The sequence below is a fragment of the Pirellulales bacterium genome, assembly GCA_035533075.1.
In the GTDB taxonomy this organism is placed as follows: Bacteria; Planctomycetota; Planctomycetia; order Pirellulales; family JAICIG01; genus DASSFG01.
On the sequence record DATLUO010000056.1, the window covers coordinates 1 to 15161 of the forward strand.

General features: G+C 62.8%; 15 protein-coding genes. 8 read left to right on the plus strand and 7 right to left on the minus strand.

Annotated elements, in window-relative coordinates:
• Both VNH11_07400 and VNH11_07405 read left to right on the plus strand, forming a co-directional pair.
• On the plus strand, nucleotides 1-413 hold a 413-nt coding region (locus VNH11_07400; GenBank protein ID HVA46182.1), incomplete at its 5' end, for an SUMF1/EgtB/PvdO family nonheme iron enzyme.
• Nucleotides 414-423: 10 nt separating this feature from the next.
• The gene (locus tag VNH11_07405; protein HVA46183.1) at nucleotides 424-675 is read left to right on the plus strand and encodes a hypothetical protein; all 252 of its coding nucleotides are present in this window, start codon (nucleotides 424-426) and stop codon (nucleotides 673-675) included.
• A gap of 6 nt (nucleotides 676-681) precedes the next feature.
• Here the strand turns inward: VNH11_07405 and VNH11_07410 are convergent, their stop codons facing one another.
• The gene (locus VNH11_07410) at nucleotides 682-924 is read right to left on the minus strand and encodes a hypothetical protein (GenBank protein ID HVA46184.1); all 243 of its coding nucleotides are present in this window, start codon (nucleotides 922-924) and stop codon (nucleotides 682-684) included.
• A 310-nt stretch (nucleotides 925-1234) separates the two neighbouring features.
• Between VNH11_07410 and VNH11_07415 the strand changes: the two genes are divergently transcribed.
• From VNH11_07415 to pstB, 4 genes are all read left to right on the plus strand, one after another.
• Nucleotides 1235-2365, plus strand: a complete 1131-nt coding sequence (locus tag VNH11_07415) for a phosphate ABC transporter substrate-binding protein (protein ID HVA46185.1) — start codon at nucleotides 1235-1237, stop codon at nucleotides 2363-2365.
• 10 nt (nucleotides 2366-2375) lie between these two features.
• Nucleotides 2376-4979 carry an ABC transporter permease subunit gene (locus tag VNH11_07420; GenBank protein ID HVA46186.1) on the plus strand — a complete coding sequence of 868 codons (2604 nt, stop codon included), beginning with the start codon at nucleotides 2376-2378 and terminating at the stop codon, nucleotides 4977-4979.
• Nucleotides 4976-6961 carry an ABC transporter permease subunit gene (locus VNH11_07425; GenBank protein HVA46187.1) on the plus strand — a complete coding sequence of 662 codons (1986 nt, stop codon included), beginning with the start codon at nucleotides 4976-4978 and terminating at the stop codon, nucleotides 6959-6961. The genes VNH11_07420 and VNH11_07425 overlap by 4 nt, the downstream gene beginning before the upstream one ends.
• Nucleotides 6962-7143: 182 nt before the next feature.
• Nucleotides 7144-8052 carry a phosphate ABC transporter ATP-binding protein PstB gene (pstB, locus tag VNH11_07430; GenBank protein ID HVA46188.1) on the plus strand — a complete coding sequence of 303 codons (909 nt, stop codon included), beginning with the start codon at nucleotides 7144-7146 and terminating at the stop codon, nucleotides 8050-8052.
• Nucleotides 8053-10496: 2444 nt separating this feature from the next.
• Here the strand turns inward: pstB and VNH11_07435 are convergent.
• Nucleotides 10497-10847 carry a hypothetical protein gene (locus tag VNH11_07435; protein HVA46189.1) on the minus strand — a complete coding sequence of 117 codons (351 nt, stop codon included), beginning with the start codon at nucleotides 10845-10847 and terminating at the stop codon, nucleotides 10497-10499.
• Between VNH11_07435 and VNH11_07440 the strand changes: the two genes are divergently transcribed.
• Entirely contained in the window at nucleotides 10825-11439 is a 615-nt protein-coding gene (locus VNH11_07440) for a site-specific DNA-methyltransferase (GenBank protein HVA46190.1), read from the plus strand. The genes VNH11_07435 and VNH11_07440 overlap by 23 nt on opposite strands.
• Nucleotides 11440-11579: 140 nt before the next feature.
• On the opposite strand, the gene VNH11_07445 is transcribed toward VNH11_07440, so the two are convergent.
• A complete protein-coding gene (locus tag VNH11_07445) occupies nucleotides 11580-12026 on the minus strand; it encodes a PIN domain-containing protein (GenBank protein ID HVA46191.1) in 447 nt (148 codons plus the stop codon).
• The gene (locus VNH11_07450; protein HVA46192.1) at nucleotides 12004-12318 is read right to left on the minus strand and encodes a hypothetical protein; all 315 of its coding nucleotides are present in this window, start codon (nucleotides 12316-12318) and stop codon (nucleotides 12004-12006) included. Before VNH11_07450 ends, VNH11_07445 begins: the two co-directional genes overlap by 23 nt.
• 91 nt (nucleotides 12319-12409) lie before the next feature.
• Between VNH11_07450 and VNH11_07455 the strand changes: the two genes are divergently transcribed.
• Entirely contained in the window at nucleotides 12410-12667 is a 258-nt protein-coding gene (locus VNH11_07455; protein HVA46193.1) for a DNA methyltransferase, read from the plus strand.
• On the opposite strand, the gene VNH11_07460 is transcribed toward VNH11_07455, so the two are convergent.
• From VNH11_07460 to VNH11_07470, 3 genes are all read right to left on the minus strand, one after another.
• The gene (locus tag VNH11_07460; protein HVA46194.1) at nucleotides 12614-13081 is read right to left on the minus strand and encodes a putative toxin-antitoxin system toxin component, PIN family; all 468 of its coding nucleotides are present in this window, start codon (nucleotides 13079-13081) and stop codon (nucleotides 12614-12616) included. The genes VNH11_07455 and VNH11_07460 overlap by 54 nt on opposite strands.
• The gene (locus VNH11_07465) at nucleotides 13078-13389 is read right to left on the minus strand and encodes a hypothetical protein (protein ID HVA46195.1); all 312 of its coding nucleotides are present in this window, start codon (nucleotides 13387-13389) and stop codon (nucleotides 13078-13080) included. The genes VNH11_07460 and VNH11_07465 overlap by 4 nt, the downstream gene beginning before the upstream one ends.
• Before the next feature lie 234 nt (nucleotides 13390-13623).
• On the minus strand, nucleotides 13624-13902 hold the full coding sequence (locus tag VNH11_07470) for a hypothetical protein (protein HVA46196.1): 279 nt from the start codon (nucleotides 13900-13902) through the stop codon (nucleotides 13624-13626).
• Between the last annotated feature and the right edge of the window lie 1259 nt (nucleotides 13903-15161).

Below are 15161 nucleotides of genomic sequence, written 5' to 3' on the forward strand. Positions count from 1 at the left end.
GGCGCTACCGATTGCCGACCGAGGCCGAGTGGGAGTACGCCTGCCGGGCCGGCAAGAGCGAGGCGTATCGCTGGAGCGCGCGGCGCACGCCCGACGACAAGTCGGGCGAAGCGGCGGGCATCGAGCCGGCGCTCGCCGTGACCAAGGTCGGGGCCTATCCGGCCAATGCGTTTGGGCTCCACGACATGCGGGGCAACGTATGGGAGTGGTGCGGCGACTGGTTCGATCGCACGTATTACGGCCGTTCGCCGCTCGCCAATCCGCAGGGACCCGCCGAGGGCTACCTCAAGGTCGTCCGCGGCGGCGACTGGATTTTTGTGGGCGAAGTTTGCCGCATCAACTACCCCATCATGTCTCCCTGGCAAAAAAGCCCGTTCGTGGGTTTCCGCGTCGTGTGCGAGGCGGGAGAATAGATTCCGTGCCATGACTGAAGACAGGCCCGAGCGAGAACCTGAACTGACGCCGCGGGAAGTCCGGCAGTGGGCCGAGTTTTGCTGCTGGACGACGCTGGCGTTGGCCCCCTTTCTCTACTGGGTCAACGGTCCCGCCGTTTCCACGGACCAGTTTGTCGTCAGAACGGCGCTGGTGGTGCTGGCGGCCGCCGGCGCCAGCACGCTTCGACTCTTCGCCTGGCGCGCGCGGGGCCGCGGCAGGCGCGGCCGCGGTGGCAGATAGGCCGTGTTAGGCCGAAGGCCGGCGGCAGTGCTGATAGGCCAGGATCACCTCGTAAAGGTCGGTGGAGATGGTGATCTCGTCGTCGGCAAAGTCGCGCAGCCAGGTGCGCTCGCTGCGGACCGCGTCGGCCAGCAAGGGGAAGATTTCGCCCACGCGGGCCCGCACGGTGTTCTCGTCGTCGGCGGTCGCGGTGGCGGCAGTCGAGCTGCTTTCGGGACCATAATACACGCGCAAGCGGCATCGTGCCATGAATCGCTTCCTTACCTACTGGCTGTGGCATGCAAAGACGGCGCATTCGCAAACGCCCGCCGTCTCCGAGGGCGTGCCACCTGTATCGACAAGAAGCAACCTGCGGATTGAGCCATTTATCTGGAACTTGCCCTTTGATCGGGAAACAGCGAAAATGCGCAATCTATAGAGGCCCGCCGCGTCGTGCGGCAGCCGGCACCGGCCGCAAACCGGCCGCTTTTCACTGGCCGCTAATAAACCCCTAACACTCCGCCATTACCCTGCTTACTGATTCAAACCAAGGCGTTGGGCGATAACGAGGAGTATCTTGGTGATTCGCAGCTCATTATTCGTTCGCGGCCTGCTGCTGATGGGCCTGGCTCTCGGCTGTTCTCAACAGACGAAGACATCCGCTCCCCGGCAGCCGTCACCGTCGACCGCCGAGGCGCCACAAAACGAGAGTGCCAAGAGCGACGGCGTGGCCTCCGCCGGACCTTCGGAGAACGAGCCGGCCATTTCTGTGCCTCGTTCCGCCGGCCCGTCCGTCGTCAGCGTCGACGAAAACCTACCGAAATATGAATCCGTCGAGGGTGTTTCGGGCACGATCAAGAGCATCGGCTCGGACTCGATGAACAACCTGATGGCGTTCTGGACGCAGGGCTTCCAGAAGTTCTACCCGAACGTGCAAGTCGAGGTGGAAGGGAAAGGGTCATCGACCGCTCCGCCTGCCTTGATCGCCGGCACCGCCAACTTCGGGCCGATGAGCCGCGAAATGAAGAACAAGGAACTTGGCGAGTTTGAGGCCAGATATGGCTATAAGCCGACCGCCTTGAAGACCAGCATCGACATGCTGGCGGTTTATGCTCACAAAGACAATCCCATCAAGGGCCTGACGCTGCAGCAGATCGACGCCGTGTTTTCCAAGAACCGCAAGGGCGGCTACCCGGAAGACATCAGCACCTGGGGCCAGCTTGGCCTGACCGGCAAATGGGCCAAGCAGTCTCTCAGTCTTTACGGCCGCAACTCGGCGTCGGGCACGAACGGCTATTTCAAAGAACACGCCCTGTTCGGCGGCGACTACAAGGATTCGGTCAAGCAATTGCCCGGCAGCGCCTCGGTGGTGCAAGCCATCGCCACGAACCCCAATGCCATCGGATACAGCGGCATTGGGTACATGACGGCCGACGTGCGGGCGGTGCCCCTCTCGGCCGAAGACGACGAGGATTTCGTGCCCGCCGAGCCGGAAAACGGATTCAATGGGTTGTACCCGCTCAGCCGTTACCTGTACCTTTATGTCAACTACGAACCGGGCAGCGAGCTCGATCCTCTGCGACGCGAATTCATCCGTTTTGTCTTCAGTCGCGAGGGCCAGCAGGAAGTGATCAAGGACGGCTACCTGCCGGTCGACAGCAAGACGGCCGTAAGCGCGCTGCAGTCGATGGGTCTGAACCCTGAACCCTGAACCCTTTCCTGTGCCGACGACGTTTACAGGCCGCACGCGACAGCGCCGCACCAAATGGACGGTGCGCGCGGCCGACACGTTCGCACACGGATTGATTGTCGCCGGCGGCATCGGCACCATCGTCGCCGTGTCGATGGTTTGCTTGTTCCTGGTTTGGTCGGTGCTGCCGCTGTTCGAATCGGCAACCATCGAATCGCGGGCCGAGCATGCGTCTGGCTGGCCGCAAACGCCCGTGTCTCTCGCGGTCAACGAACATGGCGTTGCGGGTTGGGCGCTGTTGCCCGACGGCGAGATCGACTTTTTCCGCCTCGATGCGGGGCACGAAGCCCAATCGGTCGCTCGACGAAAACTCAGCGACGGCGCAGCGTTTACTTGTGCCTCGTCGCAACTCAACGACGACCGAATGGCCTTTGGGTTTGCCGACGGAAGCGTGCGCCTGGGCACGGTGGAGTTTCACACGGCGTTTGTGCCGCAACGCGAAGTCAGCGAGCAACTGCGGCACTTGGATGTCGGCGACGCCACGGTCAGTAACGAGTCGGTCGTCGAACGGGCGGCGGAGAATCAGTTCCGGCGGCACCAACTCGCCGTCGATCTCCAGCAACCGGTCAATATCTCGCCCGCCGCCATCGAGCTGATCGATGTCGCTTGGCGTTCCACCAGCGCCGTGGTGGGGAGCTACGCGGCCGACGGAAAGATCCGGCTCAGCGTGCTCAAGCCGCTTCGGGTGCCGCAGGCCCAGCAGCCCGCTTTCAAAACCCACACACTCGAATTGCCGCCTCCGGCCGCGGGCCATCGCCACAAGCCGTTGGCGCTGTTCGTGTCGGGCGTGGCCGACAACTTGTTTGTCGCCTGGCAAGACGGCACGCTCCTGCGATACGACCTGCAAAGCCTTCTGAAGCCTCGCATCGCCGAAGAAATCGACCTCCTCTCCCAGCCGGGCGAGCAACTGACCGCCGTCGACATGCTCGTCGGCAAGGCGACGCTGGTGGCGGGCGACAGCAGCGGCAACGTTCACGGCTGGTTCCGTGTCAATAAGACCGATGCCTCGGAGGACGGCGATGTTCCAGCGGCTGCGTCGAGGATGGTGGCCGCACACCTGCTTGAAGGCCCCGGGGCCGCGGTCACGTCGCTGGCCCCCAGTCCGCGCAGCCGCGTGTTGGCCGTCGGTTATTCCGACGGCAGCGGGCGATTGTTCTATGTGACCAATGATGCCCTGCTCGCGGCGCCGCTGGCCCCGCACGAGCAACCGCTTTCGCGCCTGGCGCTTTATCCTCGCGATGATGGCCTGCTCGGCGTCGCGGGCAACCAGCTCGAACTGGCCCGCTTCGATGTGCCCCATCCCGAAGTCACGCTCTACTCGCTGTTCATGCCCATTTGGTATGAAGGCTACGACGCCCCTTCGCACGAGTGGCAATCGTCGGGCGGCACCGACAATTTCGAGCCGAAGCTCGGCATGACCAAGCTGGTGTTCGGCACGTTCAAGGCCACGCTTTATTCGCTGTTGATAGGCGTGCCGCTGGCGCTGTTGGCGGCGGTCTACACCAGCGAATTCCTGCACAAGAAAGCGCGTGCCCGCATCAAGCCCACCATCGAACTCATGGCCAGCCTGCCCAGCGTCGTGCTCGGTTTTATCGCGGCGCTGGTGCTGGCGCCGATCATCGAGCGCGTGCTCCCCACGATCCTGGTGGGCATTGCCATCGTGCCGCTGACCTTGCTCACCGCCGCCTTCGCCTGGCAATTGCTGCCGAAAGTTTGGCGAGTGCGACTCAATCCCTGGCGATTCACGGCCATGTGCCTTACGCTGCCGCTGGGCGTTTGGCTGGCCACGGTGCTCGCCAGGCCCGTTGAACGGCTCCTCTTTTCCGGCGACATCATGCTCTGGCTTTCGGGCCGCGTGGGCAGCGGCACGGGCGGCTGGCTGCTGATGCTGCTGCCCATGTCGGCCTTGGTCAGCGCCTGGGTTCTGGCCCACTATGTGAATCCCTGGCTGCGGTCGCGATCGGCGGAGTGGGGAGACGCGAAGACGGCTGCGATCGAGATGGCCAAGTTCCTGGCCGGCAGCCTCGCGTCTTTCTCGTTCGCGCTGGCCTTGTCCTGGACGCTGACGGCGGCCGGTTTCGATCCTCGGGGCACGTTCGTCGGCACCTACGAGCAGCTTAACGCGCTGGTGGTCGGCTTTGTGATGGGCTTCGCCGTGATACCGATTATCTATACGATCGCCGAAGACGCGCTGTCGACCGTGCCCGAACACCTCCGCTCGGCCTCGCTGGGCGCCGGAGCGACGCCTTGGCAAACCGCCGTCCGCATCATCATTCCCACCGCCATGAGCGGGCTTTTTTCGGCTGTGATGATCGGCCTCGGCCGAGCGGTCGGCGAGACGATGATCGTGCTGATGGCGGCCGGCAACACGCCCGTGCTCGATTGGAACGTCTTCAACGGCTTCCGCACGCTGTCGGGCAACATCGCCGAAGAGTTGCCCGAAGCGGTCAAAGACAGTACGCACTATCGCACGTTGTTCCTGGCGGCCCTCGTGCTGTTCGCGCTCACATTCGTGTTGAACACCATTGCCGAGCAGGTTCGCCAGCGGTTCCGCAAGCGGGCCTTTCAACTATGAGCATCCCTGCCATCACTCCCGCCGTGGAACCGAACAGCGTGCCGCCGCGCACCGCCGTCGGAACGCGTCCCATGCGCCGCAAGGCGCGCACGCCGCTGAGCGCGCACGGGGAGCCGATGCTCTGGCTGACCGGCGGAGCCCTGGCCATCGCCCTGGTGATGATTGTCGTCTTGTTGGGCTTTATCTTCTTTCAAGGCATCTCGACGTTCTGGCCGGCGCCGCTGGTGCAGCTTCGCTTGCGCGACGGTCGAACGGTCCTGGGCGAAGTGACGCGGCGCGAAACCTTCCGGCCTGAAGAGCCGTTCTATGCCACGCTCGAAGGGCCGTTGGCCGGTGAGGTAAGGGCGCAAGTGGTGGCCGCGGGCGGAGTCACCGATCGCGAGCTGCTCAGAACCGGCAATTTCGAATTGACCAACACGCACTTCCAATGGGTCAGCGATGTGCTCATCGAGCGCCAAGTTGAGCCGCCCTGGGCGTTGCTGCTGGAGCGACTGAGTTGGGGCCGTTTCTATGGCTTTCCCGCGCAATTCTTGACCGACGGCAAGGTCGTGGCCGACACGCCCGAAGCGATCTGGGATGAATTTCAAGAACGGCACGGCGAGGTGCGTGAGCGCTGGCAGCGCCGCCGCGACTTGGAAGCGCAAATCGGCCGCGTCAACGATTCGTTGGAAGATGCCCGCCTGGAATTGCGGGGAATCGAGCTGCGCGGCGGCAAAGACACGCCCGAATGGACCGCCGAGCGGCGGCGCCTGGAAGTGATACAAGCACGGGCCGATCGAAGCCTGGCCGAGATCCAGCCCAAGATTCAGGCCATCGTCAAGCAAAACAACCGGCACCAATTGGTGCTCTCCACGGCCGACGGGCAAACGGCGCAGCTCGCGCTGGCCGACATCGTGCGCGCGGTGCCCGCCAACCAGCTCGGCTTCGGCGGCAAGTTGCAGGTTTATCTCTCGCGCTGGTGGGAGTTCCTCACCGACGATCCGCGCGAAGCGAACAGCGAGGGAGGCGTTTATCCGGCGATCTTCGGCACCGTGCTCATGACGCTCTTGATGACGCTGGCGGTCGTTCCGTTTGGCGTCCTGGCGGCGCTCTATCTGCGGGAGTATGCACGCGGCGGCGCGATCGTGTCCGCCGTTCGCATCGCCATCAACAACCTGGCCGGCGTCCCCAGCATCGTGTTCGGAGTGTTTGGTCTGGGCTTCTTCTGCTATATCGTGGGCGGGTTCATCGATCGTGGACCGAGTCGACCTTGGCAGCCCGGACCTTGGTTTGGCGGCGCGGCCCTGCTGGTGGTCGTCACGATGGCCGCGGTGGTGCTTTCATGGCTCAGTCTCCGGCCGGGGGCCCAAGGTCGGAAGCTGCTCGGACCGTCGGCGCTGGTCCTCTGGCTGGGCACTGCGGCGTTGACCGTCGTGGTGCTGGCCCAGACGCCGTTTTTCCACGGCTTCTTTGCGGCCCGCGCCGCGGCCGGCAGCCCGACCTATGGCAAAGGCGGCTTGATCTGGGCCTCGTGTACGCTGGCGTTGTTGACCCTGCCGGTCGTCATCGTGGCCACCGAAGAGGCCTTGGCGGCCGTGCCGCGGTCGATGCGCGAAGGCTCCTATGCTTGCGGGGCGGGTAAGTGGCAAACCATCCGCCGGATTGTGTTGCCGCGGGCCATGCCCGGCATTATGACCGGCATGATCCTGGCGATGGCCCGCGGCGCCGGCGAAGTGGCCCCCTTGATGCTGGTGGGTGCGGCCAAATTGGCGCCCAAGTTGCCGCTCGACGGCGTAGCGCCCTTCTTGCACCCGCAGCGCAGCTTCATGCATCTGGCGTTTCAGGTGTTCGATCTCGGTTTTCAAAGCCCGAACAGCGAGGCGGCCAAGCCGATGGTCTTCACCACCACCTTGCTCTTGATCGCGATCATTGCCATGTTGAACCTGTCGGCGATTTGGCTGCGCGGCCGGTTGAGCCGCCGTTTTATGACCACACACTTTTAGATGAGGGATGAGGGTTGAGAGATCAGGGATGACGAAAGGAGGCATTAGGCGTTGGGCGTTAGGCTTTAGGCACGATCTTCAAATCGTACCCCAACGCCTAACGCCTAACGCCTAACGCCTAGCGCCCAACGCCTAATGCCCCTCATCCCTCATCTCTCATCTCTCATCCCTGATCCCTCCCTATGAGCATCCCCAGTTCCTCAGTTCCGTCGCCCCGAACGAACCGCTCCGCCGAGCAGGCGAATAAAGCACGCAAGCTCGGCATCACGGGCCGGCTCGACGCGATCGCGCGCGGCGAACCGGTCCCGGTGGAAACGCATCCCACGGTCCTTAACGAGGATCCGGTGCTGGAGATCGACGGTTTCTGCCTCTGGTACGGGCAAAAGCAGGCCCTGTTCGACGTCTCGATGCCGATTCCACGCGGCAAAGTCACCGCGCTCATCGGGCCTTCCGGCTGCGGCAAGTCAACCCTGTTGCGGAGCGTCAATCGCCTCAACGACCTGATCGACAATGTGCGCGTCTCAGGCGACATGCGTCTCAACGGCGACACGATTTATCACACGCGCGTGGACGTGATCGAGCTGCGCAAGCGGATGGGCATGGTCTTTCAAAAATCGAATCCCTTCCCCATGAGCATCTTCGAGAACGTCGTCTATCCCTTGCGCATCGACGGCGAGCGCGACCGCGGCGTCTTGGAAGACGTTTGCATGCGCAGCCTGCAAGGAGCGGCGCTGTGGGACGAGGTCAAGGACCGTTTGCACGAGAGCGGCCTGAGCCTGTCGGGCGGGCAACAGCAGCGATTGTGCATCGCACGGGCCATCGCCGCCGAGCCCGAGGTGCTGCTCATGGACGAGCCTTGTTCGGCGCTCGACCCCATCGCCACCGGCAAGATCGAAGACCTGATTCGCGAGCTGCGCGGCTCGTATTCCATCCTGATCGTGACCCACAACATGCAGCAGGCCTCGCGCACCAGCGACTACACGGCCTTCATGTACCTGGGCCGCGTGCTCGAATATGGGCCAACGCAGGACATCTTCACCAAGCCCTGTCTGAAAGACACCGAAGACTACGTGACCGGGCGGTTCGGCTAAACGCCGCGAGCGGCCTTGCCGCGTGAGCCTACCAAATTGTCAAAGAGCCGCGGCGACGCTTGAGCGTCGCGCTGCCCGACTCGTCACGAACGGGCGGCGACGGACCGCCGCCCTCGTCTCATCTTCGCCAGGCGATGTGTTGGCAGCGGCCGGACCGGGCGGTCCGGCCGTCTTGCCGCCGGCGAATTACCGTTGCGGAAAAACAATTACCGTTGTCAAAAACAAAAATCGTCTCAGCAGAATGCTTGCTCTAAAGCCATTGCACCAAACAGGTTGCGGCGATGCCAATCGGGCCTTCCGAAACGTGCCCGCAACCATAAATCTAGGGGGTATGGGTGATTTTGGATTCTCGATTTTGGATTTTGGATTGGCGGTCGCCGTCGCTCATTTTTCTGTCGGGTAATCTTTCTGTCATTCCTCTCGTTCTACCGCACGGCTGGCTTGGCATGGATCCAACTTTTCCACCCCGCGCGAAGATTTCGTCGGCCGCTCGCGTCGGCCAACCGCTGGCTCCGTTCGTCATTGGTGCTTTGCCCGTTCCCGCTGTTCTACCTCCTGACTGGCTTGGAGGCAGCCGAACGTACACGTGCGCAACAATTCGGCACCGCCGCCGGAAACGGGCGGCCTGGGACCGCGATACGCAAAAATCCCGTGTTTCATCGGCTTTCGCAAATTTGCGCAAGCCGATCGGCACTGGCGGCCGCGCGAGGCCGCTGCTCAATTCTTAGGCACGGCTGACACTCTGCCAACCACTAACCCCTAACCCCTAACCATCGGCCCGCTTTTTTGCCGTCTGCCAGCAATACGGTTGGCGACCGCCAAAAAATCCCGCCGCAGGCTGTTTCATTCTCCTTTTTCCGCTGAAGATGATGCCGGCGGCGCGGGCCTTCGGTTCCCGACCGCCGATCCGCTCGCGGAGCGAGCGGGCTACGTAGCCCGCTTGCTCCGCAAGCGGGAGGGCGGTCGGGAAACGGCGGCCCGCTGCCGGAAGCGGTTGTTGGGCGCGTCGTTTGTAGACTGCCAACGTACACCTCCGCCGGGCAAGCCGGCGGCATCCGCTCGGAACCAACACATTCTTGTGTTCTATCTCGCGACTGGCTTGGGTTGGATCGGTTGCAGGCATCCATGCACGTGGCTCCCTGTGTTCTACCGCGCCGTTGGCTTGGGACCGGATCTTTTCGACTTCTCACCGCAGCTCGACGAACGCCGGCGACGCTGCTTCGCCGCACGGACCAAAGAATTGCTCAAAGAAAAGGCAGTCAGGCGACCACTATGCACATCATTTAAGCAGCCGCCAAAAACCCCTCTATCAGGTCAAACCATGGGCAAAAACGCCGTGTTTCATCCATGGGCGCAAATTTGCGCCCACGGTGCGGCGTTCGGTCGCGGTAGGCCGCTGCTCAATTCTTAGGCACGGATGACACTCCCAACCGCCAACCACTAACCACTGACCACTGACCACTGACCACTGGACACTAACCACTGACCAGGAGCATTGGGCAGCACCGAGTAAAAGCCCTTCCGTCGGGTTAGTTGGTAGGCAAAACCTCGTGTTTCGCCGGTGTGTGCAAATTTATATACACCGTGCGCGGGGGGGGCGGCCGAACGGCCGGCGTCACTGCTCAATACTTCAGCAAGGACGACCGACCACCGGCCCCCTTTTTTTCCCGTCTACCAGCAATACGCTTGGCGACCACCACAAAATCCACCCCCGCCGAAGAATTCCGGCAGGGTCGCCTGCCACCGGCCGCTAACCGTTAGACGCACTTCCGCCCTAAAAGTTCCTCCCCGTTCCTTTGCCGCGGGGCACGCATCGCCGACCATCGGCCCGCTGTTTTTCCGCTCTGCTAGTAATACGACATGGAGCCGCACAAAATTCCACCGCAGCCTCTTTGATCCTCTTTTTTCCGTTGAAGGTGACGCTGGTGACGCGGGCTGCCGTTTCGCGACCGCCGATCCGCTCGCGGAGCGAGCGGGCTACGTAGCCCGCTTGCTCCGCAAGCGGGAGGGTGACCGCGAAGCGGCGGCCCGCTGCCGGAAGCGGTTGTTGGGCGCGTCGTTTTGTAGACTGCCAACGTACACCTCCGCCGGGCAAGCCGCCGGCATCCGCTCGGAACCCAAACGGGCGTCAGGTACACGCTCGTCGTCCCGCGTTCATTCTTGAATTCTATCTCGCGACTGGCTTGGGATGGATCTGGCACGCGCGAATTGACGGCTTACGGGCAATTCGACGTTATGCTGGCATTCTTCCCGCCACGATCTGGGCTTGCCCCAGTCGGGCGCTGATTGACCGCCGGAGGTCGCCTTTTTTACAACCCTCTTCGTCCTCTTCTGGGCACCGTGCGTCCGCAAGTGTGGGCAGGAATTGCGCACTGACTGCGGCGCGCCATGCAAGGCAGCGAGCCACATGCGCCACGGAAAAACATCCAGCTTTTGACCGATCATCATCGGATGTTCTGCTGGGCCAGGAAATCGATCTGGTCGGCGGCGTCGAGGCGATTGGTCCAATTCTCGGTCTGGTGCGTCCAGAAAAACTCGAACTGGCTTAGCAACTCCGGCGCGCTCTGCCGCAAGTAGTCGGCACATTTGGCCCTGCCCTCGGATGCCAGTAAATAGAGCAGCCATGAGCGGCGATTGCCAGTCGCGGCTTTCAGCAAACGGACGGCTATTGGAACCGGATTGCAAGCGCTGCGCAACACGGCGCGGATAATGCCCGCTGAACGTCGGGCATCGTCGCCCACCTCTGCCAGAACCGCCTCGACGTTCTCTTCTGTGACGACCCGAGAGCCGGCCACGATCGCGAGCTATCCTTGGGGCGACTTGCCTGCTTACTTGACCGACATGGAAGAAACGATGGCGAAGGATTTCTACCGCACTGAATACGGCCGCGCGGTTCTCACACGGGCAAAAGATTATCTGCCCTGCCTGCCGGACGCCTCGGTCGATCTGATCATGACGTCGCCGCCCTTCGCCCTGCTGCGGCAAAAGGCGTATGGCAATCTCGACCAGGCGGAGTACATCGATTGGCTGGTCTCGTTCGGCCCGCAAATCCGCCGCGTGCTGAAGGACACGGGCAGCTTCGTGCTCGACTTGGGCGGCGCTTACCAGCGTGCCTTCGCCAAAGACAACGGCGGCGCGCTCCCCTCGAACCTGCTTCAATACCCCAACACCGAAAGCAACTCGCTGCACATTCGGCTCTGCAAAGCGCGCGGCATCGAGCCGCATCCCGCGCGTTTCCCGAAGGCCTTGCCCGAATTCTTCATCAAGCTGCTCACGCAGCCGGGCGACCTGGTGCTCGACCTGTTTGCCGGCTCGAACACGACGGGCGAGGCGGCCGAATCGCTCGGCCGCCGCTGGCTGGCCTTGAGTGCAATCGCGACTACCTGATCGGCTCGGCCTTTCGCTTCATGGCCGAGTGGCCGGAGGAGGACGTCGCCGCGTTCGTCGCTGCCGCGCGAGGTAGTGACGGCGAAACGCTCATGGTGTTTCCGGCGCAGAAGGCGATATTTTGAGAGCAGGGATCGGCGCTAGGGCACAATGTTTTGCCACAGGTCCGCGGCCACGAACCGCGAAAGATGACCGACGTTTGTGGTCGCGATGGTGAATGGAACGCCCATCGTCTCGGCTTGGCCAACGAGAATCATGTCCGCGTCGATGGTATCGTCGCCTGCCGTGGGCTGACCCTGCTGCCGCGTCTGCGCCCAGACTTCGGCCGCTCGGCGCATCGCCGCGGTGGTGATCGGCAGATACTCTGTTGCTCGCTCAAGAGCGTCCAGGCGGCGAACGCTGGCCAGCTTGCCGGCCCGCAGCAATTCGCGCCGCAGCTCATAGTCGATGATTTCCGGAACGACGACGCGGCAACCTGCCGCGACGATCTGCGCCAACCATTGAGCGCAGGGCTGAGACGCCGCCTTTCGCGGCGGCGCGGTGAGCAGTCCCAGCGGCCCGGAATCAGGTAGAATCAGCCGAACCACCGTTTTTGTCCCGCAGGATGTTTTCGAACAGCTTCCGGTAGGAGGCGCGGTGCTCGTCTAGCGCGCGCAAAAGGGCGGCATTCTCCGCGGCAGCCTCATCGGACAGCCTTTGATCTTCATCGGCCCATTGGCACAGCATGGCGACTGCCGCCGCGCGCCGCTTTTCGTCGTCGTGTGGCAGATGCTTATCGAGCAGCTCGATGGTCACCGCATCCAGCGATACGCCGCGCCGCTCGGCCTCCTGGCGCAGCCGATCCTCAAGTTCGGGCGAAAGTGATAGGTCCAGAACCATGCCGCCATTCTAGCCAATAACCGCGTCAAAAACCAAAGGCCCCAGACCAACTGCCTGCTGACCACGGACCAATGGCCACTCGGAATTCTTCATCAAGCTGCTCACGCGGCCGGGCGACCTGGTGCTCGACCTATTTGCCGGCTCGAACATGGCGGGCGAAGCGGCCGAATCGCTCGGCCGCCGCTGGCTGCTCTATCCCCTGTGCCCTGTTCCCTGTGCCCTATCCTGGCTCCGCCTTCCGCTTCATGGCCGACTGGCCGGATGGCGAGGTCGCCGCAAGCGCGGGCCGCTCGACTCATGCGCCGGCCGCATCATCGTCCGCCGCGGATTGACGCAATTCGTCGAGTAAATCGGTGTCGCGCAGCACGCGGATGCCAAACCCCGCGCAATAGGCTTGCACGTTTAGGTGCAGCAAGTGGCGATCGCGCGTGCAGATGACGTCGACGTGTCCGGCCACGCCGGTTTGCACCACGAAGTTGTCGTCTGGATCCGAGGAGACGGCCGCAGGCGTGCCGGACGGAAGCGTAACGTGCTCGGCGGCGGCATCGAGACTGGTCGCGAATTCTTGGCGTTCTTCGGGCGTCAGCCGGTGCTGTGCAACCAGACGCGGGTAGTCGAGCACGCGCACGAGTTCGACGAGAATCTCGCGCAAGATGACGATTACGTGCTCCTCGGCTTGAAGCAAGCCGAGGAGTTCGCGGGCCGGACCGGTCGCGTTCTTCGTGGCGCGGACAAGTACATTCGTGTCGAGAACAACCCTCATGGCTCGAAGGTTGGGCGGACGTGTTTCATCGCCTCGTCCACTGCCTCGTCGAATCGTTCGTCGGGCACACCGCGCATGTTGTCAGCCGCGCGGTCAAGGATTCTTTCCATCCGTTGAAAAGCTGCCCGACGTTCTGCTGCCGGAGGCGCCGCGTGCGGCGCCGACAGCACGACCGTCACGTCTTCGTCGTCGCGCAGCGGCCGACCGAATTGCCGCTCAAACCACTCGCGCGCCGGACTCTCCAGGTCCTTTGCGTGGCGGACGACGATTGGGCCGGTTGGTGCTTCAAGCGGTGCCGTGTGCTCCATACGCCCATCCTAGTTTTTGATCCTTGGCGCGGCAAGCCGACGGATACGCCTATGGGCGGCGCGGACCGCTGAAGAGTCGGCCAATGCCCCAGGGGCAGAAGCAGGCTGACGCCTGACACGGACCGCTGTCAGCCAGGCGACCTGGTGCTCGACCCAGTTGCCGGCTCGAACACGACCGGCGAAGCGGCCGAATCGCCTCGGCCGCCGCTGGCTCGCCCTGGAGCGCAATCGCGACTACATGACCGGGCGGGCCAGACCGGCCGTGGCCCGCCACTGCCGAACGCGACGCTCGAACGTGCGGCATTGGCTCTGCGTGAGCCGCTCCGGGCACTCTCTCTGAAGCCAGTCGAACAGAGTTTTGGCCTGCAGGCGGGGCTCCGCTTCAAGCCTTGCTTGGACTTTCAGCCACAGCTCCGCGAACGGATCCTTGCGCGTTCGATAGGCGCGTGGCTGTTTCAGGGCGCTCGGCAGGGTGCCCAGCAAGCGATACTTGCGTGCCGTTTTCTCGTCCATTCCAGCCCTCCTGGCGGCAATCGCCAACGTCTTTTCTGACTGAATGTCCCGAAAAAGCGTTCGTACTTGTCCATCCGCGACCATCGCAAAGCTCCTGTGGGAAAGGAGTTGCGAATATGGCCGATCTTTTCAAAACCGGGAATTCTGGCGTGGTTCAAAGCAGGGTAACACTTCCCGTTGGAGTTCTGCCAGCACCTCCTGCCGGAAGTACCTGCCGCTGCGTTGGTTACGTCCTGACGCGGCCCACGCAGGGCGGCGAAAGCTGTTACCCTGAGATTCCTTGATTTGAACCACGCCAAGAATACAAGTGTCGTGGTCCTCCCGCGCGTCGCAAACCTGATCTATACATAAGGTTACGACGCTGCTCGAACGCATCAACATTGGCTTATAAAAGCTTTTAAGCATCATTTCCTCGCGAAGGTCCATTCACCAAATTGCCAAAGACCCGATGCCCGCGCTCTCGCGTCGCCCGCCTCTCTCCCTCGCTCACCGGAAGAGGGCCGGAGTGAGGGAGTCCAAATCCGTTGTTTCCCGTTGTTCTACCCGCCAACTGGCTTGGGTTGTTTCGGGATCATCGCTCATCCATCATATCTTATCGAATTGTCAACAATTTAATCAGCAAAGTTAATTCATGCGTACACATTTGGCAGCCAGCCCGACAACGATACCTTCAGGTGGTTCGATGGCGAAAAACGCCGTGTTTCGCCGGTGTGGGCAAATTTGCCGACACCGTGCGCCGCCGAGCGGCATCCGGCGGTCGCGCTAGGCCACTGCTCAATCTTTAGGCATGACTGCGGACGACGGACCACGGGCCACGGATCACGATCAGTTAGACGCCGCCGCGGCTGAAAAGTTGCCGGCCTTCGTTCCGCCTGCGCCGCTTGCCGAGAATCCCTCGCCGTCACTTCGAGCCAGCCAGACCCGAAGAGATTCCGGCATGGGGGGGCTTGCACGGCTGAAATAGGTTGCTACCCTATTGAAATCGTTGCCCGCCACGTTCCCGTTTCTTGGGACTGGGGGGCCACAACAAAAACGACCGACCGCCGACGACCTCGGCAATTCTTGCCGACAACCGCCAGACGGCCGATCACCGGAGTCTGTGATATGCGGTGGTTGTCAAGGTCAGATCCTCCGGCTCTCCGGCTCTCCGGCTCTCCGGCTCTCCGGCTCTCCGGCTCTCCGGCTCTCCGGCTCTCCGGCTCTCCGGCTCTCCGGCTCTCCGGCTCTCCGGCTCTCCGGCTCTCCGGCTCTCCGGCTCT